The 23,478-nt window shown below is 61.9% G+C and carries 25 protein-coding genes; 5 read left to right on the forward strand and 20 right to left on the reverse strand.

The window, feature by feature from the left end; genetic code table 11:
- Positions 1-193: 193 nt before the first annotated feature.
- The 11 genes from rnhA to coxB all read right to left on the reverse strand — a co-directional run bounded on the left by rnhA (position 194) and on the right by coxB (position 9,323).
- Entirely contained in the window at positions 194-640 is a 447-nt protein-coding gene (rnhA, locus tag AC07E3_RS10795; protein ID WP_478361815.1) for a ribonuclease HI, read from the reverse strand.
- The gene (locus AC07E3_RS10800; protein ID WP_478361817.1) at positions 637-1,605 is read right to left on the reverse strand and encodes a homoserine kinase; all 969 of its coding nucleotides are present in this window, start codon (positions 1,603-1,605) and stop codon (positions 637-639) included. Before AC07E3_RS10800 ends, rnhA begins: the two co-directional genes overlap by 4 nt.
- A 2-nt stretch (positions 1,606-1,607) precedes the next feature.
- Positions 1,608-2,621: a 4-hydroxy-3-methylbut-2-enyl diphosphate reductase gene (ispH, locus tag AC07E3_RS10805; protein ID WP_007009819.1), complete on the reverse strand. Its 1,014-nt coding sequence runs from the start codon at positions 2,619-2,621 to the stop codon at positions 1,608-1,610.
- 76 nt (positions 2,622-2,697) lie between these two features.
- Positions 2,698-3,447 carry an SURF1 family protein gene (locus AC07E3_RS10810; protein ID WP_478361819.1) on the reverse strand — a complete coding sequence of 250 codons (750 nt, stop codon included), beginning with the start codon at positions 3,445-3,447 and terminating at the stop codon, positions 2,698-2,700.
- The gene (locus AC07E3_RS10815; protein WP_459439535.1) at positions 3,447-3,863 is read right to left on the reverse strand and encodes a DUF983 domain-containing protein; all 417 of its coding nucleotides are present in this window, start codon (positions 3,861-3,863) and stop codon (positions 3,447-3,449) included. Before AC07E3_RS10815 ends, AC07E3_RS10810 begins: the two co-directional genes overlap by 1 nt.
- Positions 3,864-4,075: 212 nt before the next feature.
- Positions 4,076-4,960 carry a cytochrome c oxidase subunit 3 gene (locus AC07E3_RS10820; protein WP_065816073.1) on the reverse strand — a complete coding sequence of 295 codons (885 nt, stop codon included), beginning with the start codon at positions 4,958-4,960 and terminating at the stop codon, positions 4,076-4,078.
- Between the two features lies 1 nt (position 4,961).
- Positions 4,962-5,576, reverse strand: coding sequence for a cytochrome c oxidase assembly protein (locus AC07E3_RS10825; protein WP_336066047.1), 615 nt, complete (start codon positions 5,574-5,576; stop codon positions 4,962-4,964).
- A gap of 8 nt (positions 5,577-5,584) precedes the next feature.
- Positions 5,585-5,743, reverse strand: a complete 159-nt coding sequence (locus tag AC07E3_RS10830) for a hypothetical protein (protein ID WP_322340620.1) — start codon at positions 5,741-5,743, stop codon at positions 5,585-5,587.
- Between the two features lie 6 nt (positions 5,744-5,749).
- Positions 5,750-6,688: a heme o synthase gene (locus AC07E3_RS10835; protein WP_336066053.1), complete on the reverse strand. Its 939-nt coding sequence runs from the start codon at positions 6,686-6,688 to the stop codon at positions 5,750-5,752.
- A gap of 83 nt (positions 6,689-6,771) precedes the next feature.
- Positions 6,772-8,424: a cytochrome c oxidase subunit I gene (gene ctaD, locus AC07E3_RS10840; RefSeq protein ID WP_478361822.1), complete on the reverse strand. Its 1,653-nt coding sequence runs from the start codon at positions 8,422-8,424 to the stop codon at positions 6,772-6,774.
- Positions 8,425-8,462: 38 nt separating this feature from the next.
- Positions 8,463-9,323: a cytochrome c oxidase subunit II gene (gene coxB / locus AC07E3_RS10845; protein WP_336066058.1), complete on the reverse strand. Its 861-nt coding sequence runs from the start codon at positions 9,321-9,323 to the stop codon at positions 8,463-8,465.
- A gap of 395 nt (positions 9,324-9,718) precedes the next feature.
- Between coxB and AC07E3_RS10850 the strand changes: the two genes are divergently transcribed.
- From AC07E3_RS10850 to AC07E3_RS10860, 3 genes are all read left to right on the forward strand, one after another.
- On the forward strand, positions 9,719-10,189 hold the full coding sequence (locus AC07E3_RS10850) for an invasion associated locus B family protein (protein ID WP_322340597.1): 471 nt from the start codon (positions 9,719-9,721) through the stop codon (positions 10,187-10,189).
- Between the two features lie 82 nt (positions 10,190-10,271).
- Complete coding sequence (gene tldD / locus AC07E3_RS10855) at positions 10,272-11,690, forward strand: metalloprotease TldD (protein ID WP_478361825.1); 1,419 nt, start codon at positions 10,272-10,274, stop codon at positions 11,688-11,690.
- Positions 11,690-12,391 carry an NAD-dependent deacylase gene (locus AC07E3_RS10860; RefSeq protein ID WP_478361827.1) on the forward strand — a complete coding sequence of 234 codons (702 nt, stop codon included), beginning with the start codon at positions 11,690-11,692 and terminating at the stop codon, positions 12,389-12,391. The genes tldD and AC07E3_RS10860 overlap by 1 nt, the downstream gene beginning before the upstream one ends.
- On the opposite strand, the gene AC07E3_RS10865 is transcribed toward AC07E3_RS10860, so the two are convergent.
- The 7 genes from AC07E3_RS10865 to AC07E3_RS10895 form a co-directional block, all read right to left on the reverse strand.
- A complete protein-coding gene (locus AC07E3_RS10865) occupies positions 12,392-13,633 on the reverse strand; it encodes a class I SAM-dependent RNA methyltransferase (protein ID WP_478361829.1) in 1,242 nt (413 codons plus the stop codon).
- On the reverse strand, positions 13,630-14,364 hold the full coding sequence (locus AC07E3_RS10870) for a TlyA family RNA methyltransferase (RefSeq protein WP_292899804.1): 735 nt from the start codon (positions 14,362-14,364) through the stop codon (positions 13,630-13,632). The genes AC07E3_RS10865 and AC07E3_RS10870 overlap by 4 nt, the downstream gene beginning before the upstream one ends.
- 45 nt (positions 14,365-14,409) lie before the next feature.
- Positions 14,410-16,326 (reverse strand): 1-deoxy-D-xylulose-5-phosphate synthase, encoded by a 1,917-nt coding sequence (gene dxs, locus AC07E3_RS10875; RefSeq protein ID WP_478361832.1) that lies wholly within the window; start codon positions 16,324-16,326, stop codon positions 14,410-14,412.
- Between the two features lie 175 nt (positions 16,327-16,501).
- On the reverse strand, positions 16,502-16,753 hold the full coding sequence (locus AC07E3_RS10880) for an exodeoxyribonuclease VII small subunit (protein ID WP_025029491.1): 252 nt from the start codon (positions 16,751-16,753) through the stop codon (positions 16,502-16,504).
- A 3-nt stretch (positions 16,754-16,756) separates the two neighbouring features.
- Positions 16,757-17,683, reverse strand: a complete 927-nt coding sequence (locus tag AC07E3_RS10885) for a histone deacetylase family protein (protein WP_478361996.1) — start codon at positions 17,681-17,683, stop codon at positions 16,757-16,759.
- Between the two features lie 74 nt (positions 17,684-17,757).
- Entirely contained in the window at positions 17,758-18,744 is a 987-nt protein-coding gene (locus AC07E3_RS10890) for a hypothetical protein (protein ID WP_478361834.1), read from the reverse strand.
- 66 nt (positions 18,745-18,810) lie between these two features.
- Positions 18,811-19,416 (reverse strand): TetR/AcrR family transcriptional regulator, encoded by a 606-nt coding sequence (locus tag AC07E3_RS10895; RefSeq protein WP_478361836.1) that lies wholly within the window; start codon positions 19,414-19,416, stop codon positions 18,811-18,813.
- Positions 19,417-19,535: 119 nt separating this feature from the next.
- Here AC07E3_RS10895 and AC07E3_RS10900 point away from each other — a divergent pair, with 119 nt between their 5' ends.
- Positions 19,536-20,753, forward strand: coding sequence for an MFS transporter (locus AC07E3_RS10900; protein WP_478361838.1), 1,218 nt, complete (start codon positions 19,536-19,538; stop codon positions 20,751-20,753).
- A gap of 57 nt (positions 20,754-20,810) precedes the next feature.
- Here the strand turns inward: AC07E3_RS10900 and ribB are convergent, their stop codons facing one another.
- Complete coding sequence (gene ribB, locus AC07E3_RS10905) at positions 20,811-21,911, reverse strand: 3,4-dihydroxy-2-butanone-4-phosphate synthase (protein WP_223005056.1); 1,101 nt, start codon at positions 21,909-21,911, stop codon at positions 20,811-20,813.
- A 13-nt stretch (positions 21,912-21,924) separates the two neighbouring features.
- Entirely contained in the window at positions 21,925-23,025 is a 1,101-nt protein-coding gene (gene aroC / locus AC07E3_RS10910; protein WP_478361840.1) for a chorismate synthase, read from the reverse strand.
- A 201-nt stretch (positions 23,026-23,226) separates the two neighbouring features.
- Here aroC and AC07E3_RS10915 point away from each other — a divergent pair, with 201 nt between their 5' ends.
- Positions 23,227-23,475, forward strand: a complete 249-nt coding sequence (locus AC07E3_RS10915; protein WP_478361842.1) for a DUF1344 domain-containing protein — start codon at positions 23,227-23,229, stop codon at positions 23,473-23,475.
- The last annotated feature ends 3 nt before the right edge of the window (positions 23,476-23,478 follow it).

A 23,478-nucleotide genomic window follows, 5' to 3' on the forward strand; every position in this document is an offset into this window, starting at 1 on the left:
TCATCAGATGCTGGCCTCCTTCCCAGCCAGCATCTTGAATCACAAAATCGGCAATCCGGGAATCCCTACCGATTCAGTCAAGCTCTGAACCGCTCTAAAGCTGTGAACCGCTCTGGAGCGTCGGACCGGAAATTGAATCCGGTTTTCGGTCCGATGCTCCTTCAATGGTTTGGACCGCCGGTATCGTCCCGGCTCAGCGCCGTTTTTTCTTGAAAGGCTCCATGCCTGCGCGTGCAAGCGCGTCGGCGCGTTCGTTTTCGGGATGGCCCGCGTGGCCCTTGACCCAGTGCCATTTGATCCTGTGGCGCTTCTGTGCCTCGTCCAGCGCCTGCCATAGCTCGGCGTTCTTGACCGGCTTCTTGGCTGCCGTTTTCCAGCCATTGCGCTTCCAGCCCTCGATCCAGCCGGAAATGCCGTCGCGCACATAGACGCTGTCGGTGTAGAGGTCCACGTCGCAGGACCGCTTCAGGGCGTTGAGCGCCTCAATGGCCGCCTTGAGTTCCATCCGGTTGTTGGTGGTCTCGGCCTCGCCGCCCGACAGTTCCTTCTCGACGCCATTGTGGCGCAGAAGCGCGCCCCAGCCGCCGGGACCCGGATTGCCCGAACAGGCTCCGTCGGTAAAAATCTCCACGCTTGTCACTTCAGGCCGACCCCGTATTCAGATGGAGAGCTAATCTGCCGGTGAAAGCGCAGCCGGCGCACATATTCCATCGGGTCGCGCTTGTTCACCAGCGCGCCGTTGGAAACGGTCAGCCAGTCATAAAGCCGCGTCAGCATGAATCGCAGCGCGGAGCCGCGTGCCAGGAGCGGCAGCGCCTCGATCTCGCCGCCTTCCAGCGGACGCACCGACTGATAACCCTCGAGCAGTGCCGTCCCCTTGGTCAGGTTGTAGGACCCGTCCTTCTCGAAACACCAGGCATTGAGACAGGTGGCAATGTCGTAGGCCAGCAGATCATTGCAGGCGAAATAGAAATCGATGATCCCGGAAACCCGGTCACCGAGGAAAAAGACATTGTCGGGAAAAAGGTCGGCGTGAATGACGCCGGTCGGCAGGTCGGCCGGCCAGCCTTGGGCAAGGTCGGCAAGATCCGCCTCGACCTCAGCCTCCAGCCCCTCTTCCACCTCGTTTGCCCGAGGCTTCGCCTTTTCCCAGAGCGGGCGCCAGTCGCCCACGGTCAGCGCATTCGCCCGTGTCGGTTCAAAGCCGCGCGCGGCCAGATGCATCCCCGCCATGGCCCTGCCCACCTCGCGGCAGTGCTGCGGGGCGGGTTTCCTGAGCCACATGCCTTCCAGAAAGGTGATCAGCGCCGCCGGCCGACCGGCAATTTCGCTCACCACCGCGCGATCGTTCCTGCGCACCGGAAGCGGACAGTTCACGCCATGCTGCGCCAGATGCTCCATCAGGCCGAGAAAAAATGGCAGATCGGAGCGCTCAACGCGCTGCTCGTAAAGGGTCAGGATGAAGGCTGCTTTTGATGTGTGGAGCAGGTAGTTGGAATTCTCCGTCCCCTCGGCGATGCCCTTGTAGGACAACAACTCGCCCACATCGTATTCCTTCAGGAGCGCGCCGAGCTCGACCTCGGAAATGTCCGTATAGACCGCCATGCTTATGCGTTGCCGTTCACAAAGGCCATGTCGGCGCTGGTCAGTTCCACATCGCGGATCGCCCGCATGACGGGGAAGTTTTCGGTTTCCTCGGCGGTGATCGCAAGTTCCACCGTTACATCGAAGCGCTCGCGGAACGCATCGATGATTTCGTTGACGATGATTTCGGGCGCCGAGGCGCCAGCCGAAAGTCCAAGAACGCGAATGCCGTCCACCTCGTCCCAGGGGATTTCAGAAGCCCGCTGCACAAGCAGGGATCGCTTCGCCCCTGCCCGCTCCGCGACCTCCACCAGACGGCGCGAGTTCGATGAGTTGGGTGCGCCCACGACGAGGAAAAGGTCCGAGCCGGGTGCCGCCTTCTTCACAGCCTCCTGCCGGTTGGTGGTGGCATAGCAGATGGATTCGGCTGCCGGTGCGTGCAGGTCCGGGAAACGGTCTTCCAGCGCCTTGAGAATGTCTGCCGTGTCCTCCACCGAGAGCGTGGTCTGGCTGACAAAGCCAAGCTCCGCGCCATCTGGCCGTTCGAGCGTGTTGGCGCCTTCCACCGTCTCCACCAGGGTCACAGTGCCCTCGGGCAGTTGCCCCATCGTGCCGATCACTTCCGGATGCCCCGCATGGCCGATCAGCAGCACGTGACGACCGAGCCTGTGATGGCGCATGGCCTGCTTGTGGACTTTGGAAACCAGCGGGCAGGTCGCATCCAGATAGAAGAGGTTGCGGTTCTGCGCATCCGCCGGGACCGATTTCGGCACACCGTGCGCGGAAAAGACAACCGGACAGTCGCGATGATCTTCCGGTATTTCGCTCAGTTCCTCGATGAAGACGGCGCCGCGCTCCTGCAGTCCCTCCACCACATAGCGATTGTGGACGATCTCATGGCGCACATAGACCGGCGCTCCGTATTTCTTCAGCGCCAGCACGACGATCTGAATGGCGCGGTCAACGCCGGCGCAGAAACCGCGTGGCCCGCAAAGCCGCACCGTCAGTTTCTGTCTTGTCATGTCGGCAGCCGTCATCTGATTTCCCCTTGCTGGAGCCGGAATTGGGGGCGTGGGGCGCTCAATGTCAAGAGCCCCGGCCAAAGAGCCGCGATCAGGAGCGCCGCCGGTTGCGCCGCCACCAGACGAACAGAACGCCGCAGAGCGCCGCGGCAAGCCCATACCAGGTGATCGCATATTGCAGATGGCTGTTCGGCAGGTCGATGCGTGTCACCCCGCCCACGGGCAAACCGCCGGCATTGGGCGAATCATCGGCGTCGACATAGAACGGCAGCACCCGGGCAGTGTCAGGCAGCCCCGCCGTACGCGCCATCGTGCCGAGGTCCTTCCAGTAGAAGATGTTCTGGCCAATGTCGTTGTCGGGGACGATGAAGGACGGCTTTTCGCCAATCCCGTTGCGTGCAAGACCGCTGATGCGTACGCCGCCGACGATCTGTCCTTCAGCGCGCGTGTCCGCCTCCTTGCGGTCGAAGGGCACAAACCCGCGATTGACGAAGATGAACCGCCCGTCGTCAAGTCTGAGCGGTGTGTGAACAAAATAGCCCGACTGCCCTTTCCAGGTTGCGAAATAGTGGCGCTCGCCCGTGTGCCGGAAAGCACCCTCAACGCGCATCGGCCGGTATTCGACATCACCGGTTTCAGCGTAGATGCGCTCGATGCTGGCGAGATCCGCCGGTTCTGCATTGATCCGCGCTTCGATCTGCGCAAGCAGCGCCTCTTTCCATTGAAGCCGCTGCACCTGCCACGTTCCCAGCGCCAGAAGGCACATAAGCACGACAAGGCTCAGGAGCAGGAGAAGCCAGTTGAGGCTCGACCGGGAGGATTTGACTTCAGTCACGGCCATTATCGTTCGAGTTCCCCCTGCTCTGCCTTGTTGCGATATTGCAGTGCTATCAGCAGGCCCTTCATGAGGCGGAGAGCCGTGAGGCAAAGGACCAGCGCAAGCGGTATCCAGATGAGGAAATGCACCCAGAGCGAAGGTCCGAGTGACACCTCCATCCACAGCGCCAGCCCCACGACCAGAAAACCGATGATCAGGATAACGAACACTGCCGGTCCGTCCCCCGCATCGGCAAAACCGTAATCGAGCCCGCAATTGTGACAGCCGCGCCCGACCGTGAGAAAGCCGGAAAAGAGGCGCCCCTCGCCACAGCGCGGGCAGCGTCCGCCAAGTCCGGCGCGGACCGGATCGACCGGCGGCCAGATCGCCTGATCGACGACCGGCTCGTCACCGTGTGTGTTGTTCTGTCGCTCGGTCATGTCGTTTCAATCCCGCGTCAGGCCTGGGAGAGGTAGGTCCATCCGGTTGCATGTCCCTGCGCTCTAGCACGGCAGGTCCAGCCCGGTCGACGCCGCCCCGTGACGCATCCCACGGATAGGACGAGAATGCGTCCCAAAAAAGAAAGCGACCGGGCCAAAAAAGAAAGCGGCCGGGTCTCCCCAGCCGCCTTTCGCATACTCAAGCTGCCATATCAGCCATGCGCGACAGTCGCACCGGCTGAGGCCCAGACATAGACGAAGGTGAAGAGGAACAGCCACACCACGTCAACGAAGTGCCAGTACCAGGCAGCCGCCTCGAAGCCGAAATGCTGCTTCGGCGTAAAGTCGCCGGCCATGGCGCGCAGCAGGCAGACCAGAAGGAAGATGGTTCCGATGAGAACGTGGAAACCGTGGAAGCCTGTCGCCATGTAGAAGGTCGCGCCATAGATCGAGTCGGAGAAGGCAAACGGTGCGTGCATGTACTCGTAAACCTGAACACAGGAGAACAGAGCACCGAGTGCAACCGTCAGCACCAGGCCCCAGACCAGGCCCTTGCGATCGTCTTCGAGCAACGCATGGTGGGCCCACGTCACCGTCGTGCCGGAGAGCAGCAGGATGATCGTGTTGTAGAGCGGCAGGTGGAAGGGATCGAGAACCTCGACGCCTGCCGGCGGCCACATGCCACCGGTGAACTCGGCGCGCGTTGCCTGCACCGCCTCGCCCGGGAACAGGCTCGCATCGAAGAACGCCCAGAACCAAGCCACGAAGAACATCAGCTCCGAGGCGATGAACATGATCATGCCGTAACGCAGATGAAGCGAAACGACGCGGGTGTGGTGGCCCTCATGTCCTTCGCGGATCGTATCGGCCCACCAGGAATACATGGTGAAAAGCACCAGGAAGAGACCGATCAGGAAAAGCCAGAAATTGGTCGCGGCAAGGTCCACACCGAAGATGGTGAACTCGGAGCCGTTGAGCGCCTTCATCCAGGCGATGCCGCCAATGGACATGATCAGGGCGCCAAGCGAGCCAAGGAAAGGCCATGGGCTCGGGTCGATGATGTGATAGTCGTGATGTTTTGCGTGCGCGTCGGCCATGTCAGCCCCCGAGATTCTCGTTCTGATTGGTGTTGGTCTTGGGCGCGGCAGCCACCGGCGCCTTCTTCTCAAGCGGGAAGAATGTGTAGGAAAGCGTAATCGTTTTCAGGTTCTTCAACTCAGGCACGTTGACGATCTCCGGGTCGACAAAGAACACGACCGGCATGTCATAGGATTGCCCCGGTTGCAACTCCTGTTCCGTAAAGCAGAAGCACTCGACCTTGTTGAAATAGGCACCGGCCCGCGCCGGCGAAACATTGAACGTTGCCGTGCCCGAGGTGGGCACGTTCGAAAGGTTGCGCGAAACGTAGGAGATCTGCTTCGTCTCACCGAGACGCAGCGTCACTTCGCGCTGTTTCGGCTGGAACTCCCACGGAACACCGTTCGTGTTGGCATCAAACCGGACGGTGATGGTCTGGTCCAGAATCGTATCGGAATACTGCTCGACACGCTGTGTGGTGCCGCCATAGCCCGTCACCTGGCAGAAAAGCTGGTAGAGCGGGACCGCGGCGTACGCCATGCCGACCATGCCGCCGACCACGGCAACACACAGGATCGCCGCATTGCGATTCCGGTTTCCGGCTGCCGATTTCTGGTTTCCTTGCTCGCCGCTCATGTCACACCTCACATCGCACGCTCGAACAGGCCGGGACCGAGCTTGGCCAGACTGCCGATATAGACGATCACGACAAACACGGCGAGCGCGATGGCAAGCGCAATGGAGCGCTTGCGGCGCGCCTTGAGCTGGGCTTCGGTCGGCTTCACAAATTCCTTGTCCATCATGTCACCTCACGAAACCAGGCCAAGGCTGGCAAGCAGCCGATCGGCGAGAAGCGCCGTGAACAGGACGAAGAGATATAGCAGCGAATAGCCGAACAACGCCTTGGCGGGCTTCATGGCCGCATCGCTCTCGGGCATGCGCAGCACCTGCCAGGAATACCACACGAAGCCAGCCCCAAGAATGACGGCAACCGTGCCATAGGCAAAGCTCGCAAAACCTGCCGCCACCGGCAGGATACCGCTTGCGGCGAGAAGCAGCGCATAGATGAAAATCTGTTTCTTCGTCGCGGCATGTCCGGCAACATTGGGCAGCATTGGAATGCCCGCGCGCTCGTAGTCGCCCGATTTGAAAAGCGCCAGCGCCCAGAAGTGCGGCGGCGTCCAGAGGAAGATGATGAGGAAGAGCACGAGGCTTTCCATACTCACCGTGCCGGTAACCGCTGCCCAGCCAACGACCGGCGGCAGCGCACCCGCGGCACCGCCGATAACGATGTTCTGCGGCGTCGAGCGCTTGAGCCACATCGTGTAGATCACGGCGTAGAAGAAAATCGTGAAGGCCAGCAGCGCCGCCGCCGTCCAGTTGGCCATCAGGCCGAGTGTGGCCACGGAAAACGCCGAGAGCACCAGACCGAAGCCAAGCGCCTCGCCCGGCGTGACGCGACCGGCTGGAACGGGCCGGCGGGCCGTGCGCCCCATCACCGCATCAATGTCGGCGTCATACCACATGTTGAGCGCGCCCGAGGCGCCTGCACCGACGGCGATGGCCGCGATGGAGATCATGGCGAGCAGCGGGTTCGGCACCCCCGGTGCCATCACCATGCCCACAAAAGCCGTAAAGACGACAAGCGACATCACGCGCGGCTTCAACAGCGCAATGAAATCGCCGGGCGCTGCCTCGGAAAGGCGCAGCCCCGTATCGTCCATATGCTCCTGATCAACCAGTGCCATGTTGTGCCTTCGTTCTATTAATCGGTTGCGCGGCACATTCGACGACGGGCCGCGCAACCTTCATGCTTTGTCTTTGCCTATGATCAGCGGATCTTCGGCAGCTGTTCCCACTGGTGGAAAGGCGGCGGCGAAGAAAGCTGCCACTCGAGCGTCGTCGCGCCCTCGCCCCACGGGTTGGCACCGGCCGGGCGCTTCTTGGCGAATGCCTCGAACACACCGAACAGGAACACCAGCACACCGATTGCCGCCAGATAGGAGCCGTAGGACGACACCATGTTCCAGCCGGCAAACGCATCCGGATAGTCGATATAGCGGCGCGGCATGCCGGCCAGACCCAGGAAGTGCTGCGGGAAAAAGATGACGTTCACGCCGATGAAGGTGATCCAGAAATGCACCTGGGCGATGAACGAGTTGTACATGTAGCCCGTCATCTTCGGGAACCAGTAGTACCAGGCAGCGAAGATCGCGAACACGGCCCCCATGGAAAGCACGTAATGGAAGTGTGCAACCACGTAGTAGGTGTCGTGCATGGCCCGGTCGAGACCGGCATTGGCAAGTTGCACGCCCGTCACACCGCCAACGGTGAACAGGAAGATGAAGGCAATGGCCCAGATCATAGGCGTGCGGAACTCGATGGAACCGCCCCACATGGTGGCGATCCACGAGAAGATCTTCACGCCCGTCGGAACCGCGATCACCATCGTTGCGAACACGAAATAGCGCTGCGTGTCGAGCGACAGGCCGGTCGTGTACATGTGGTGCGCCCACACGATGAAGCCAACGGCGCCAATGGCGACCATGGCGTAAGCCATGCCGAGATAACCGAAAATCGGCTTCCTCGAGAAGGTCGAGACAATGTGGCTGACAATGCCGAAGCCCGGCAGGATCAGAATGTACACTTCCGGATGACCGAAGAACCAGAACAGATGCTGGAACAGGATCGGGTCGCCGCCGCCTTCAGGCGCAAAGAAGGTGGTGCCGAAGTTGCGGTCCGTCAGAAGCATGGTGATGCCGCCGGCCAGAACCGGGAGCGACAGGAGCAGAAGGAACGCGGTGATCAGCACCGACCAGGCAAAGAGCGGCATCTTGTGCAGCGTCATGCCCGGAGCGCGCATGTTGAAGATCGTGGTGATGAAGTTGATCGCACCGAGGATCGACGACGCACCGGCAATGTGGATCGACAGAATGGCGAGATCCATAGCGGGGCCGGGCTGACCGGAGGTCGAAAGCGGCGGATAGATCGTCCAGCCGCCACCCGTTCCGTAGGCACCGGCCGGGCCCTGAACGAAAAGCGACATGAGCAGCAGGATGAAAGCCGGCGGAAGAAGCCAGAACGAAATGTTGTTCATGCGCGGGAACGCCATATCCGGCGCGCCGATCATGATCGGCACCATCCAGTTGGCGAAGCCGCCGATCAGCGCGGGCATGACCATGAAGAAGATCATGATGAGGCCGTGCGCCGTGGTGAACACGTTGAACATGTGCTTGCCGGCATCGATGGCTGCATCGCCCTCGAAACCGTAGACCATGGCGGCAAGGCCATGGAAAATCTGGATGCCGGGCTCAGCAAGCTCCCAGCGCATCATGACGGACAGGAAGCCGCCGATGATGCCCGCGCAGATGGCGAAGATCAGGTAGAGCGTGCCGATGTCCTTGTGGTTGGTGGAATAAACCCACCGGGTCCATCCGGTTGGCTTGTGTTCGCCATGGGCGTCTTGGGTTGTAGCGCCTGCCATTTCCTACCGCTCCATTTCCTCTCTAGACGTCTGCCGGCTCATTCGCCAGCAGACGCAACTTTCGTCTTGCCCTCGATCGCGGCCATCAAGGCCTTGTTGGCGCCGGCGAGGTCTTCTCCCGCGGCTGCGATCCAGGTGTCATATTGGTCTTGAGCCACAACGCGGATGGCAATCGGCATGTAGGCATGGTCCTTGCCGCACAGTTCCGAGCACTGGCCATAATAAAGACCTTCCTTCTCGGCCTTGAACCAGGTCTCGTTGATGCGGCCGGGAACGGCGTCCACCTTGATGCCGAAAGCCGGCATGGCAAAAGCGTGGATCACGTCGCTGGCCGTCACGAGAACGCGCACGGTGGCGTCCACGGGGACAACGATTTCATTGTCCACTGCCAGAAGGCGCGGATAGACGGACTTGTCTTCCTTGCCTGCGTCGGCGCGCTCGTCTTCCTTGAGCATGAGAGAGCTGAAGGAAACAGGCTCTTCAAGCTGGTATTCGTAGTCCCAGTACCACTGGACGCCGGTCGCCTTGATGGTGAATGCCGGCTCCTCTTCGGGCGTGTACTGCGCCGTCAGAAGCTGGAAGGACGGCACCGCCAGGAACAGCAGCACGATCACCGGACCAACGGTCCAGATGACCTCGATCAGCGTGTTGTGGCTGGTGCGCGACGGCGTGGGATTTGCCTTTGCGCGGAAACGCACAATGCACCAGGCCAGCAGGGCCATCACCAGAATGGTGATCGGCACGATGAACCACAAAGTGTATTCCTCGAACCAGGTGATCTCCTGCATGATGCCGGTTGCGGCCGGTTGAAAGCGCATCTGCCAGGGCTCTGGTTGCGCAGCAACGGCGCCCGTGGCGAGAAACGGCAGAGTGGCAAGGCCAACAGCGATATTCTTCATAACCCTCGTCATCTCCCGTGGCGACACGGCAAGCCGGACGGTCCGGTTTTGCCGCAAAGGGAATTCTGGCTTTTTATAGGCGCGTTCAAACCATACTCTCATTTGAACCGCAAGGAAGGCGTTGGATGCGACGTGCGGCATTTTTGCGCCCCTTCGGCAGGCTCATACTGCCGTCCATATTGAAAGTGCAATAGCACAAAACGCCGGGGCGTCCCATTTCGGTCGGAATTGCCCGCAAATGTCATTATTGATTTCGCATAAACGGGTTTTCCCAATCTTTTGCCGACGCCATCCCTTTTCGCCAACCGCGATCGCAGGATAAATTGCCCTGATTCGTACGGGAGCCAGGAACCATGAGCACGTCCTTCCTCAAATGCGCCGCAGCCGCGCTTGCGATGACCGTTTTCCCCTCCCTGGGCGCACACGCGCAGCAGAGCGGTACGGTTCGCTCGACTCATGGTGCCTGGTCGATCCTCTGCGACACGCCCGCCGGCGCCTCCAGCGAACAGTGCGCGATGATGCAGAACGTCGTTGCCGAAGACCGGCCGGAGATGGGGCTTTCAGTCGTCGTGCTTCGCACCGCCGACGGAAAGGCGGAGATCCTGCGTGTTCTGGCGCCGCTCGGTGTGCTCCTGCCGAATGGCCTCGGGCTCAATGTGGATGGCAAGGATATCGGCCGCGCCTATTTCGTGCGCTGTTTTCAGGATGGCTGCTACGCCGAGGTGATCCTTGAGGATCAGCTTGTGGAAACCTTCAAGACCGGCCAGTCCGCCACCTTCATCGTCTTCCAGACTCCGGAAGAAGGCATTGGCATCCCCGTCGACCTCAACGGTTTTGCTGAAGGTTTCGACGCCCTGCCCCGATAGTCTCACGGCATCCTGTCTGCCTGCACTGGATTGCGTGCCCGTGCTCCCTTAAATGAAAGGGAGTTTCGACAGGATATTGTTCATGACCGCCAAATCGCTTCTCGACGCCTTCGATTGTTCTCCCGATCGTCTGAAATCTCTCGTTGCCGACACGATCAGCGGCGCGGATGACGGGGAACTTTTCCTTGAATACCGGGAAGGAGAAGCGCTCGTTTTCGACGATGGACGCCTGAAGACCGCCAGCTTCAACACCGATCAGGGTTTTGGCCTGCGCGCCGTTGCCGGTGAAGCCTCGGGCTATGCCCATTCCAGCGAGTTGACCGAAGCCTCGCTGCGCCGTGCCGCCGATGCCGTTTCGACTGTGAAAGATGGGTATTCCGGCAAGCTCGCCACCGCTCCCGCCGGCACGAATCAGCGTCTTTATGGAGAGGAGAACCCGATCGCCTCGCCAGGCTTCGAGGAAAAGGCAAAGCTGCTTCAGGAAATCGATGGCTGGCTGCGCGCGAAAGACCCGCGTGTGCGGCAGGTCACCGCCTCGCTCGCCGCCTCATGGCAGCATGTGGAAATCGTGCGTGCCGACGGCCAGATCGCCCGCGACATCCGCCCGCTCGTCCGCGTCAACGTTTCCGTTATGGTCGGTCATGGTGACCGGCAGGAGACCGGCTCCTATGGCATGGGTGGGCGCAAGAGTTTTGGCGAGTTCCTGGCCGAAGATTCCTGGCAGTTCGCCGCCAGCGAGGCGCTGCGCCAGGCGCTCGTCAATCTGGACGCCGTGCCCGCACCTGCCGGAACCTTCGATATCGTGCTCGCCAATGGCTGGCCGGGCGTGATGCTGCATGAGGCCGTGGGCCACGGGCTCGAAGGCGACTTCAACCGCAAGAAGACCTCAGCCTTTGCCGGCCTGATGGGCGAACAGGTCGCAGCAAAAGGCGTGACCGTCGTCGATGACGGCACCATCTCGGAGCGGCGCGGTTCGCTCACCATAGACGATGAAGGCACGCCGTCGGGCCGCAACGTCCTGATCGAGGACGGCAGGCTGGTCGGCTACATGCAGGACCGCCAGAACGCAAGGCTGATGGGCATGGCCCCTACCGGCAACGGACGCCGCGAATCCTATGCCCATGAGCCCATGCCTCGCATGACCAACACCTACATGACCGGCGGCGACAGGGCGCCCGAGGAAATCATCGCCTCGGTGAAGAAAGGCATCTATGCCGTGTCCTTCGGCGGCGGCCAGGTGGACATCACCTCCGGCAAGTTCGTGTTCGGCTGCACCGAGGCCTACATGATCGAGGACGGCAAGGTCACCCAGCCGATCAAGGGCGCCATGCTGATCGGCAACGGACCCGACGCCATGCACCGCGTCTCCATGGTCGGCAATGACATGACCCTCGACAATGGCATCGGCATGTGCGGCAAGGCCGGACAGGGCGTACCGGTCGGCGTCGGCCAGCCGCACCTGCGCATGGACCAGATGACTGTCGGCGGCACGCAGACCTGATGGATTACCGGCGCATCGTCATACTCACCGGTGCGGGTGTCTCTGCCGAATCGGGCGTGGATACGTTCCGCGACAAGAACGGGCTATGGTCGAAGATCGACTACCGCGACGTGGCAACGCCCGAGGGCTTTGCCGCCAATCCCACGCTGGTACATGACTTCTACAATATGCGCCGGCGCAGGATCGCCGAGCTGGAGCCCAACGATGCCCACCGCGCACTCGCCCGACTGGAGCGGGAATTTTCAGGTGACGTTCTGCTCGTCACCCAGAACATCGACGATCTTCACGAGCGCGCCGGCTCGAAAAACCTCATCCACATGCATGGCGAACACCGAAGCGCGCTCTGCACCCATTGCGGCGATCGCAGCCCGTGGGACGGCGATATGTCCCTCGAAACGCCCTGCCCCGCCTGCGCCACGGGCGGACATTTGCGCCCCGACGTCGTGTGGTTCGGCGAAATGCCCTACCAGATGGAGCGCATCTACGGCGCGCTCCGCGCTGCGGATCTCTTCATCTCCATCGGCACGTCAGGCAATGTCTATCCGGCAGCACAATTCGTGCAGGAGGCAGGTCGCCACGGCGCGCGCACGATCGAGCTCAATCTGGAACCGTCCGACACCTTCGATGATTTCGACGAGGCCATCCACGGACCGGCCAGCCGCGTGGTGCCATCCTATGTCGACATCCTTTTGAAAAGCTGATCAGCGCCGCTTCGGCTTCTTCTCCAAAAGCGCCACCGCTTCCACATGCGGCGACCAGAGGAACTGGTCGATTGGTACAACCCGCGTGACCCGATAACCTCCTTCCACAAGGATCGCCAGATCCCGCGCCAGCGTGCCAGGATTACAGGAAACCGCCGCGACCCGCTTGACATCAGAGCGTGCAATCTGCCGGCACTGGAACTCGGCCCCCGCGCGGGGCGGATCGAATACCAGCCCATCAAATTGCGCCAGTTCCTTCATCGGCAGCGGGCGATGGAAGAGATCGCGTTTTTCCGCTGTCACCGGCTTCAAAGACGGCCATTGCCGCGCGGCGATATCGAGCGTGGCAAGCGCAATCGCATCGCCTTCAGCCGCATAGACCCGCGCCTTGTGTGCCAGCCGCAGCGCAAACGTGCCGCTGCCGGCGAAGAGGTCGGCAACGTGTTTGCAACTCTCCAGATGCCCCGTCACCAATCCGGCCATCGCCTCTTCCGCGGCAACCGTGGCCTGTAGAAACCCTGCCGGCGGAATGGCCACCGGCACGTCTGCAAACATCACGCTGGGCTTCCGGCCCTCGACAATGATCTCGCCATCGGCAGAAAGCCGGGCAAATCCCTTTTCCAGCGCCAGGTCGATCACCGCCCGGCGCTGTTTTTCACCGAGCCGTCCCGCGCCCACTGCTGCAATGTCGAGCCCGGTGCGGGTTTCCGTCACCGTCAGGTGAAAGGGCTTCGGCGTCGCCGCGATGGCCTTGGCCAGGACCCGCAGATCCTCAAGCGCGGCAACAATTTCGGGTGTTGCCACCGGGCATTCCTCAATCACGACGATGCGATGGGATTGCGCCGCATTGAAACCCAGAAGAACCTCGGATCCCAGCCGCCTTGCGGTAAACGTCACGCGGCGGCGCGAATGCGGCGGGCAGGCGAGCGTCTCTTCCACTTCGGTTTTGATACCGCGCGTCTCCAGTGCGGTCACGACCTTCTCACGTTTCCAGGCGAGATAGGCTTCGCTCTCAAGGTGCTGTACCGCGCAGCCCCCACAATCACCGAAATGCCGGCAGGCAGGCTCGATGCGGTCGGGCGAGGCCTCGCGCAATGTCCTCTTCGCAGCACGCCCCTTGCGCAGTTCCGCTTCCACCACTTCGCCCGGAAGCGCAAACGGCACATAGGCAGGTCCCGTGGGCGTAAGCGCGACGCCATCGCCCTGTGCTCCCAGATGATCGATCGTAAGCGTTTCGCTCATTGGTCCTTGCGTCCGGCCAGTAGAAATTCGCGGTTTCCGTCTCCGCCTTCGATGGGTGACGGCGCAAGCCCCACGGCCCGCCAGCCGGCATTCGTCCCCAGCCATTTTTCCAGCTCTGCGGCGATTTCTTCGGCCTTTGCCGGATCGCGCAGCAAACCGCCCTTGCCAATGGCCTCTCGTCCCGCCTCGAACTGAGGCTTCACAAGAAAGATACCACATGTCCCTCGCGCCGCCAGCGCGAGCGCCGGAGGCAAAGCGAGTTTCAGTGAAATGAAGCTTACGTCCGACACCAGGAAAGCCGGCACGCGCCCTGTCAGATCTTCCATCGTCAGGTGCCGGGCGTTCACCCCTTCGAGCGAGGTCACGCGTGCATCGCTTGCAATTCGCGGGTCCATCTGCCCAGTGCCCACATCAATGGCCGTCACATGGGCCGCGCCGCGCTCCAGAAGCACCTGCGTGAACCCGCCCGTGGAAGCTCCAATGTCGAGTGCATGGCAACCTGCCGGGTCAAACCCGAAAGCGTCGAGACCATGCAAGAGCTTCACAGCGGCGCGAGAGACATAAGCACTTGCCGGATCGTCCACCTTCACCTCGGCAGCGGGCGTAACAGTCTGCCCGGGCTTCTTCGCCGGCGTTCCGTCCACCTTCACCGTGCCGCGCAGGATCGCATCACGCGCCCGCGCACGGCTCGCAAACAAGCCCCTGTCCACGAGAAACTGGTCGAGCCTCATCCGGCCATCTCTTGATGGGCTTTCTGCGGAAGCGGTTGAACGCGGTCAGGCACGCGCTGCGCTTTCCGCACGCTGGCCCAAGGCCGCAAACACCGTGCGCACAATCGCGCCCGCATCGAGCCCGGCATCCTCCACCATGCGCTCGGGCTTTGCGTGGTTGACGAAACGGTCGGGCATGGCCATGGGCCGCACCTTCACGCCGCTTTCAAGCAGGCCCTCATGCGCCAGGAAATTGAGCACATGCGAGCCGAAGCCGCCAATCGCACCTTCTTCAATGGTGATCAGCACCTCGTGTTCCAGCGCCAGCCGCCTGATCAATTCCCGATCAAGCGGCTTTGCAAACCGCGCATCGGCAACCGTGGTCGAGAGCCCAGCCGCATCCAGTTCGTCGGCCGCTTTCAAACAGTCTTCCAGCCTGCTACCAAACGAGAGAAGCGCCACTTTGGAGCCTTCGCGCATCACCCGTCCCCTGCCGAGTTCCAGCACTTCGCCGCGTTCCGGCATCTCGACACCAACGCCATTGCCACGCGGATAGCGGAAGGCTATGGGGCCTTGATCGTGCTCGACGGCGGTGCGCACCATGTGCCGCAGCTCCGCCTCGTCGGCAGCCGCCATCACGACGAAATTCGGCAGGCTGGCCAGATAGGTGATGTCGAACGCGCCGCAATGGGTTGGGCCATCCGCGCCCACAAACCCCGCCCGGTCGATGGCAAAACGCACCGGCAGGTTCTGCAGTGCCACGTCATGCACCACCTGGTCATAGCCGCGCTGCAGAAAGGTTGAATAGATCGCCGCAAACGGGCGCAGGCCCTCGGTTGCGAGACCGGCAGCGAATGTAACCGCGTGCTGCTCGGCAATGCCCACATCGAAGGTCCGCTCCGGAAATTCCTTCTCAAACAGGTCGAGCCCGGTGCCCGAGGGCATGGCAGCCGTCACGGCGACGACCCGCTCGTCCTCGCGCGCTTCCTGGATGAGCGACTGGGCGAAAACCTTGGTGTAACTCGGCGCATTGGCAGGTGCCTTGGCCTGCGCGCCGGTGATGACGTCAAACTTGTTGACGCCGTGATACTTGTCGGCAGCGGCTTCGGCTGGTGGATAGCCCTTGCCCTTCTTCGTCACCACATGGATGAGCACCGGCCCGTTTCCGTTGTCGCGCACATTCTTCAGAACCGGAACGAGGTGCTTTAGATTGTGCCCGTCAATGGGACCGATATGGAAGAACCCCATTTCCTCAAACAGCGTGCCGCCGGTCACATAGCCGCGCGCGTGCTCCACGGCGCGCGTGATGGCGCGGTCGACACCCTCGCCGAGATAGGAGGTCAGCTTCTTGCCGAAATCGCGCACGCCCTGATAGGTGCGTCCGGAGGCGAGACGCGCCAGATAGGCGCTCATCGCGCCCTGCGGCGGCGCAATCGACATGTCGTTGTCGTTCAAAATGACGATGAGCCGCGCATCGAGCGCACCGGCATTGTTCATCGCCTCATAGGCCATGCCGGCCGACATGGCGCCGTCGCCGATCACCGCAATGACATTGCGCTTTTCCCCTGCGAGCCCATGGGCAACGGCCATGCCGAGGCCGGCCGAGATGGACGTGGAGGAATGCGCGGTTCCGAACGGATCGTATTCGCTTTCCGACCGCTTGGTGAAGCCGTAGAGCCCCCCTTCCTGGCGCAGCGTGCGGATGCGGTCGCGCCGCCCGGTGAGGATCTTGTGCGGATAGGCCTGGTGGCCCACGTCCCAGATCAGCCGGTCGTCCGGTGTGTCGAATACATAGTGCAGCGCCACAGTCAGTTCGACCACGCCAAGCCCGGCACCCAGATGACCGCCGGTTTTCGAAACCGCATCGATCAGTTCCGCGCGCAGCTCGTCTGCAAGCTGGGGAAGGTCGTCCTGTGAAAGGCGCTTCAGGTCGGCGGGCGTGCCGACCGTATCAAGAAGGGGTGTATCGGGCGGCGATTTCACGCGCGTCACCTCGGCTGTTTGCATCACTTCGACATAGGGCTTCGGCCACGCAAAGTAAACGCAATGCGATGAAACAGTACAGTTTCACCGGAACCTGATTTTCGAACCACGAATACAAAACAACCTCCGCACAAACAAATGTACAGAGGTTGCGGGCCCCGGAATTATTTCGGGCTCAGCCCTCGTCGAGCGGCTCGCTGCCGGCGGCCTGGCCTTCACGCGACAGGCGGATCTTCTCCACCTTGTCCTCGGCAGACTTCAGGAGCTGATCGCAATGCTTCTTCAGCGCCTCGCCGCGCTCATAAATCCTGATCGACTGGTCGAGCGGCACATCGCCACGCTCGAGATCCTCAACGATCTTCTCCAGCGCCTCGAGCGCCTGCTCGAAGCTCATGCCCTTGATGTCGCTGTTGGCTTCTTCGGCCATCTCTTATCCCTTCAACAAACGGCCGACATGCGCAGCGACCGACACGGAAAGCCCCTGCAGGTCGTACCCACCTTCAAGCAGGCTGACAACCCGCCCCTGTGACAAACGGTCGGCCCGCTCCATCAGAACGCCGGTCGCCCAGTCGAAATCATCGGCTTCCAGATTGAGTTCCGCCAGCGGGTCGCGGCGGTGTGCATCGAAACCGGCGGAGATGATGATCAGGTCGGGCGCAAACCGGTCGATGGCCGGCAGCACCTTTCCGTCAAACGCCTCGCGGAAAGCCTCGGAACCGGAGCCTGCAGGCAGCGGCGCGTTGACGATGTTGCCGGCGCCCGTTTCATGGGCTGCTCCCGTGCCCGGGTAAAGCGGCATCTGATGCGTGGAGCAGTAGAGCACGCTCGGATCGTCCCAGAAGATGTCCTGGGTTCCATTGCCGTGATGCACATCCCAGTCGACGATGGCGACACGTTCTGCACCGTGTTTCTTCTGCGCGTGGCGGGCTGCAATGGCAGCATTGTTGAAGAGGCAAAAGCCCATGGCCCGGTTCTTCTCGGCATGATGGCCGGGCGGACGCCCCGCGACGAAAACGTTACCGACCTCGCCTGCAAACACGTCGTCCACGCCGGCCAGTGCCCCGCCTATGGCCGTCAGCGCGGCTTCCAGGCTCTTCGGGCTAACGGTCGTGTCACCATCGATCACGGCCAGCCCCTCATTCGGGATGCTGGCCTTCACCTTGTCGAGATGCTCGGCCGGGTGCGCCAGAAGCACCGTCTCTTCATCAGCCAGCGGTGCCTCAAGCCGTTCGAGATAGGCGAAGGGCTCGTCATCCAGCCGGTCGACGATCACCCGCAGGCGATCGGGCCGCTCGGGATGGCCGAGCGGCGTGAGGTGCTCACGGCAGATCGGGTGTGTGTAGAAGCGGGTTCTCATCCCATAAGTGTAGTGGCCAAACCATGGCTTGGCCATGACGGGTTGTCGCGCTTTGCCCGCATGTCAACAGGGTTTCACTCGGCTGGTTTTGCCGGCGTTGCACGTGAAGGGACACCCACGGTTTCCAACGCCCGTTCCTTCAATTCGCGGAACTGCCTTGATGCACTGCTCAGCCGCTCATCCCATTCGCGATTGGGTGTCTGTCCCTCGATAACCCTGAAGTAGACGGACATGAGCGCAGCAATGGCAAAGGGCTCGATGAGCGCAGCCTTCACCGCCCATGCAAAGACAATGGCCAGCACAAAGGCCCAGCCCGCCAATTGCCCCGGCATGGCGTAGAGGATCGCTGCGGCCGGTGCCAGCATGACGAGGAAGACGACAAAGGTCAGAAGCCACATGAAGAGCGCCAGCCAGACGGCATTTTTCAGCATGGTCCTGCCATTCTGGGCATAGAGCACCACGCCCTGCCGCGCGGTCTCGAACGGTGTGCTGGAACCGATGCGGATATTATAGCCGAGAATGATCTCATCCACGTAGGTCAGTGCAATGCGGATCACCGTGTTGACGAAACGCATGAGTGTGTCGAGGCCGGGAATGGGCAGAAAGCCGGCAATCCCGCCCAGAAGTCCGGTCAGGACACGAATCACGCCCTTTACGAGCTGATCGAGAACGAAAAGCACATTCGCCTCGGCAAAACGCGCCGTCACTTCCTGACGCGCATAGGTGATCTGGCTCCTGCCATCGGGCACATCCCTCCCGTCGATCAGATGCACCATCACCGCGATATGGCCGGCCTTGACGATGTAGAGGATGTATTCGCGAATCCAGTAGACGATTGCGGAAACCAGCCCGAAGCCGACAATGCCTCCCCAGAGCGCAAATGTACCGGGACCGCCAGGATCGCTCGAGATATGGCCCACACCGTAGCCGACGCCCGCCCCCGTTCCGGTGGCAAAGATATAGGCCGTCGTAATGCCGAAATAGACCAGCATTCGCAGCACGATGAAAGGCCATGTCCGGCCCATGATCGCCAGCGTCCTGCCAATATCGAAATCCCACATGGAAAAGCCCCCTGCGAACAGCTCTCCTGCCGTTTCCCGGGGAGGATGAACGATGCGGCCGGATTGTCAACCGGAGGAAGGGACGCCTGTGCGCAGACCTTCGAGCAGGCGCTTGAAAGCGGCGACGGCGCGCTTCGATGTCGCCTCGGGATCATCCGAATTGGCGATCCAGAGCGATGCATGGAGGCTCGCGCCGCTGACAAGTCGCGCCGTGGCTTCCGGATCGGCCACATCAGCCTGCCCGTCCGCGACAAGCCTTTTGAGACTGTTCGTCAGGGAACGGATGCAGCCTGGCTGGTTGGGCCAGTTGAACGGATTGCCCAGAACCGCCGGCCCATCCAGCAGCATGATGCGCTGGATTTCAGGCTCCAGCGCCATCTCGATATAGCCAACGCACTCCTCCACGAACCCCTGCCAGGGATCTGAAAAGCGCGCCGACACACCGTTCAGCCGCGCCGTCATTTCCGCATCGATCTGCGTGATGACCGCTTCCAGAAGTCCCTGCTTTCCACCGAAATGGTGGTAGAGCGCCCCGCGCGTCAGGCCAGCTCCTGCGGTGAAATCGTCCATTGAGGCATTCGCATAGCCGACCCGGCCAAAGGCCTCCCGCGCGGCGGCGACGAGCTTGGCTCTGGTTTCAGCGATCATTTCACTGCGCGGTTTATGCGCCATTCCAGTCTCCATTCACATACGTGACGTATATCAATTGACATACGCTGCGTATGTAATTATCTAACCCGCATACGCCGCGTATGTAAAACACTCCCGACCCCGTATCAAGGATCACTCCAATGCCTAACCCCTATCGCCAGATCTTCAAGGCACCGGGTGCCAAAGGCTTCGCGGCTGCCGGTTTCTTCGCCCGCCTGCCCATTGCCATGGCGCCGATCGGCATTGTCGCCATGCTGTCGCAGACCCATGGCGAATACTGGCTCGCCGGTGCCGTCTCCGCCACCTTCGCCCTGACCAATGCCTTTGTCGCGCCGCAGATCTCCCGCCTCGTCGACCGGCGCGGCCAGAGCGCCGTGCTGACGCCGTTTGCAACGATTTCAGTCATCGCGTTTCTGGCGCTCATTGTCGCGGCAAACCGCGACTGGCCATTATGGACGCTGTTTGCCGCCGCCCTAGGCGCAGCAACCATGCCCAGCATCCCGGCCATGGTGCGCTCCCGCTGGACGGAAATCTTCCACGGCCGCCCGGAACTCAACACGGCCTTCGCCTTCGAATCAGTCGCCGACGAGCTGGTCTATATCGCCGGCGCATCGCTCTCGGTGGGCCTGAGCGTCTCGTTCTTCCCGGAAGCCGGGATGCTCGCCAGCACGCTCTTCCTTGCCTTCGGCACGGCGGCCTTCGTGCTGCAGCGCTCCACCGAACCGGGCATACGCCCCGCCGGAGACGGGCCGGCGCATTCCGCGATCCGCCTGCGCTCGGTCCAGATCGTCACACTTGCCCTGATCTTCGTCGGCGCCATCTTCGCCACGGCTGAAGTCAGCTCCGTGGCCATCACCAAGGCCCTCGGCCAGCCAGGTGCCGCCAGCCTCGTCATCGGCGTCTACGCCGTTGGCTCGTTCCTGATCGGCATCGTCATCGGCGCACTTAACCTCAAAATGCCCCTGCAGCGCCAGCTCGCCATTGCGGTGGCCGTCATCGCCTTCACGACGCTGCCGCTTCTCTTCGCCGACACAGTGCCCCTGCTCGCCGTGGCGGTGTTCGTCAGCGGCCTTGCCGTCTCGCCCACCTTCATCACCGCATTCGGCGTGATCGAGCGCCGCGTGTCTCCGGCCATGCTGACGGAAGGCATTACCTGGGTCATGACCGGTATCGGCATCGGCATGGCGCTCGGCTCGTTTGTTGCCGGCTGGGTGATCGATGCATTCGGGCCGCAGAATGGCTTCTGGGTCTCGGTGGCGGCTGGTTTTTCGGCCCTGTTGACGGTTCTGCTCGGCCAGAGAAGCCTCGCCGGCGAGCGTCGCACCACGGCTGACGCGGCGTTCCAGCCAGCCGAGTAAAACCGGCTGGCGCAGACGGGAGACAGGTCCGGATGAGCCGGACCTGTTTCACCGGGTTCAAACGATATCGGTCGAGGCGATCTCGATGCCGAAGCCTTCAAGCCCGACATAGTGGCGCTCACGCGAGGCCATCAGCTTGATGGAGGAAATGCCGAGATCCTTGAGTATCTGTGCCCCGAGGCCGATCTCGCGCCACTCGCTTTCCCGCCGCAGCGCCTCGTCATGGTCCTCGCGATCGCTGCCGGCCGGGCGCCGCCGATTCTCATGGGCAACGCCCACCGAACCTTCGCGCAGATAGACCAGAACGCCACGGCCAAGGCCGGCCATGCGGTTCATCGCCTCGCGCAGGCGCTCCTCCCTGCCGAACACATCCGCCATGACATCCTCGGTGTGGAGCCTGACGGGGATATCCACCCCGTCACGAATGTCGCCGAAGACGATTGCCACATGCTGCATCACTTCCCAGGGAAGCGTGTAGGCATGCGCTTTTGCCGGTCCGCTTGGCGTGTCGATGTCAAAACTCGCCACCCGCTCGACCAGCGTTTCCTGCCGCTGGCGATAGGCGATGAGATCGGCAACCGACACCTGCAACAGCCCGTTCTTTTCCGCAAAGGCCGAAACCTGCGGTCCGCGCATCACGGTGCCGTCATCGTTCACCAGCTCGCAGATGACGCCGATGGGAGGTAGCCCGGCGAGCTTGCACAGATCGACGGCAGCCTCCGTGTGGCCCGAGCGCATCAGCACCCCGCCCTCGCGCGCAACCAGCGGGAAGATGTGGCCCGGACGCACGAAATCACCCGGCCCCACATTCGGGTTCGCCAGATTGCGCACCGTCAGTGTGCGATCCTCGGCGGAAATGCCGGTCGTGGTGCCATGTTTGAAATCGACGCTGACAGTGAACGCCGTCGCATGCGGCGCATCGTTCTCGGCCACCATGGGCGCCAGGTTCAGCCGCCGTGCCTCGCCATGCGGCATGGGCGCGCAGACGATGCCCGATGTGTGACGCACGATGAACGCCATCTTTTCCGGCGTACAGTGCACCGCCGCAACGATGATGTCGCCCTCGTTCTCGCGTCCGTCATCGTCCATGACGACGACCATCTCGCCCTTCTCAAAGGCGCGCAGGGCTTCAACGACCTTCTTCTGGTCATAGGGCATGCAAAAAACTCCGTCAGATGCGGCCGGTCTGGCCGCGGTGGCGCAGATAATGATCGGCAATCGCGCAGGCAACCATTGCCTCGGCGATCGGCACGGCGCGGATGCCCACACACGGGTCGTGCCTGCCCTTGGTCAGAACGTCGACCTCATTGCCATCCCTGTCGATGCTCTGGCGCGGCGTCAGGATCGACGAGGTCGGCTTGACGGCAAAGCGCGCGACGATGGGCTCACCGGTGGAGATGCCGCCCAGAATGCCGCCAGCATTGTTGCTCAGGAAACGCGGCGTGCCGTCATTGCCCATCCTCATCTCGTCGGCGTTTTCCTCGCCGGTAATGCGCGCCGCCTCGAAACCGTTGCCGATCTCAACGCCCTTGACGGCGTTGATCGACATGAGATTGGCGCAGATATCCTGATCGAGCTTGGCATAGACCGGCGCACCGAGCCCCGCCGGCACCCCTTCCGCCACCACCTCAATGACCGCCCCCACCGAGGAGCCGGCCTTGCGAATGCCATCGAGATATTCGGTAAAGACCGGAACGGACTTCGGGTCCGGCGTGAAGAACGGGTTTTCCGCATCACCGATGAAATCCCAGGTCCAGTTCGCCCGGTCGATTTCCTTCTCGCCCATGGCAACCAGTGCGGCACGCACAGTCATGCCCGGCACCACCTTGCGGGCAAGCGCGCCGGCAGCAACCCGCGTTGCCGTCTCGCGCGCCGAAGAGCGCCCGCCACCGCGATAGTCGCGCAGACCGTATTTGGTCTCATAGGTGTAGTCGGCATGCCCCGGCCGATAGCGTTTTGCGATCTCGCCGTAATCCTTGGAGCGCTGATCGACATTCTCGATCAGCATGGAAACCGGGGTTCCCGTGGTGATCAGCGTTTCGCCATCCTCGTCCGGCAGCACGCCCGACAGGATCTTCACTTCGTCCGGCTCCCGCCGCTGCGTGACGAAGCGCGACTGCCCTGGCCGCCGCCTGTCGAGCTCAGCCTGGATGTCGGCCTGCGTGAAACGAACGCCGGGCGGGCATCCGTCCACCACACAGCCGATAGCCGGGCCATGGCTCTCGCCCCAGGTGGTGACACGAAACAGGTGGCCGAAGGTGTTGTGAGACATGAATGCAGGATTCCACAAATCAGACAGGGCGACCATTGTGCTGCTGCCGCTGGCCGGTCGCTCCGCTTCTATTGGCCTTTGCGAATGTGGTCAAACCGGATTGCTTAATGCGCAAGTTTTGACACATTTAGGTGGTTTAAGAAATTGCTCGAATCTGCGCCACGAAAGCTGGCGCTCAAGTCGAAATCCGAGAGGTACGGAATGCGCCTTTTCGCCGCCCTTATGGGCTTACTCATGCTCGTTTCCTCCGCCTTTGCCCTGGATACAGAGGGCAAAGTCGCCAATGTCGACCCGGAAAAGCTGACCATCACGCTGGACAATGGGCAAACCTACAAGCTGCCGAGCGAAATGGACGTCTCCGCCATCGAGCCTGGCATGAGCGTCATTCTCGCCTACCGCGAAGTCGAGGACGGCGTGAAGCAGATCACCGACATGCTGTTGCCCGAATAGCCT

The organism is Nitratireductor lacus (genome assembly GCF_056431025.1).

What these genes read in the sequence shown, in the direction of transcription:
- AC07E3_RS10800 (WP_478361817.1), bottom strand. Translation starts at nt 1,605, where the DNA reads ATGGCGGTCTATACGGACATTTCCGAGGTCGAGCTCGGCGCGCTCCTG.
- ispH (WP_007009819.1), bottom strand. Translation starts at nt 2,621, where the DNA reads ATGACGGCTGCCGACATGACAAGACAGAAACTGACGGTGCGGCTTTGC.
- AC07E3_RS10810 (WP_478361819.1), bottom strand. Translation starts at nt 3,447, where the DNA reads ATGGCCGTGACTGAAGTCAAATCCTCCCGGTCGAGCCTCAACTGGCTT.
- AC07E3_RS10815 (WP_459439535.1), bottom strand. Translation starts at nt 3,863, where the DNA reads ATGACCGAGCGACAGAACAACACACACGGTGACGAGCCGGTCGTCGAT.
- AC07E3_RS10820 (WP_065816073.1), bottom strand. Translation starts at nt 4,960, where the DNA reads ATGGCCGACGCGCACGCAAAACATCACGACTATCACATCATCGACCCG.
- AC07E3_RS10825 (WP_336066047.1), bottom strand. Translation starts at nt 5,576, where the DNA reads ATGAGCGGCGAGCAAGGAAACCAGAAATCGGCAGCCGGAAACCGGAAT.
- AC07E3_RS10830 (WP_322340620.1), bottom strand. Translation starts at nt 5,743, where the DNA reads ATGATGGACAAGGAATTTGTGAAGCCGACCGAAGCCCAGCTCAAGGCG.
- AC07E3_RS10835 (WP_336066053.1), bottom strand. Translation starts at nt 6,688, where the DNA reads ATGGCACTGGTTGATCAGGAGCATATGGACGATACGGGGCTGCGCCTT.
- ctaD (WP_478361822.1), bottom strand. Translation starts at nt 8,424, where the DNA reads ATGGCAGGCGCTACAACCCAAGACGCCCATGGCGAACACAAGCCAACC.
- coxB (WP_336066058.1), bottom strand. Translation starts at nt 9,323, where the DNA reads ATGAAGAATATCGCTGTTGGCCTTGCCACTCTGCCGTTTCTCGCCACG.
- AC07E3_RS10850 (WP_322340597.1), top strand. Translation starts at nt 9,719, where the DNA reads ATGACCGTTTTCCCCTCCCTGGGCGCACACGCGCAGCAGAGCGGTACG.
- tldD (WP_478361825.1), top strand. Translation starts at nt 10,272, where the DNA reads ATGACCGCCAAATCGCTTCTCGACGCCTTCGATTGTTCTCCCGATCGT.
- AC07E3_RS10860 (WP_478361827.1), top strand. Translation starts at nt 11,690, where the DNA reads ATGGATTACCGGCGCATCGTCATACTCACCGGTGCGGGTGTCTCTGCC.
- AC07E3_RS10865 (WP_478361829.1), bottom strand. Translation starts at nt 13,633, where the DNA reads ATGAGCGAAACGCTTACGATCGATCATCTGGGAGCACAGGGCGATGGC.
- AC07E3_RS10870 (WP_292899804.1), bottom strand. Translation starts at nt 14,364, where the DNA reads ATGAGGCTCGACCAGTTTCTCGTGGACAGGGGCTTGTTTGCGAGCCGT.
- AC07E3_RS10880 (WP_025029491.1), bottom strand. Translation starts at nt 16,753, where the DNA reads ATGGCCGAAGAAGCCAACAGCGACATCAAGGGCATGAGCTTCGAGCAG.
- AC07E3_RS10885 (WP_478361996.1), bottom strand. Translation starts at nt 17,683, where the DNA reads ATGAGAACCCGCTTCTACACACACCCGATCTGCCGTGAGCACCTCACG.
- AC07E3_RS10890 (WP_478361834.1), bottom strand. Translation starts at nt 18,744, where the DNA reads ATGTGGGATTTCGATATTGGCAGGACGCTGGCGATCATGGGCCGGACA.
- AC07E3_RS10895 (WP_478361836.1), bottom strand. Translation starts at nt 19,416, where the DNA reads ATGGCGCATAAACCGCGCAGTGAAATGATCGCTGAAACCAGAGCCAAG.
- AC07E3_RS10900 (WP_478361838.1), top strand. Translation starts at nt 19,536, where the DNA reads ATGCCTAACCCCTATCGCCAGATCTTCAAGGCACCGGGTGCCAAAGGC.
- ribB (WP_223005056.1), bottom strand. Translation starts at nt 21,911, where the DNA reads ATGCCCTATGACCAGAAGAAGGTCGTTGAAGCCCTGCGCGCCTTTGAG.
- aroC (WP_478361840.1), bottom strand. Translation starts at nt 23,025, where the DNA reads ATGTCTCACAACACCTTCGGCCACCTGTTTCGTGTCACCACCTGGGGC.
- AC07E3_RS10915 (WP_478361842.1), top strand. Translation starts at nt 23,227, where the DNA reads ATGCGCCTTTTCGCCGCCCTTATGGGCTTACTCATGCTCGTTTCCTCC.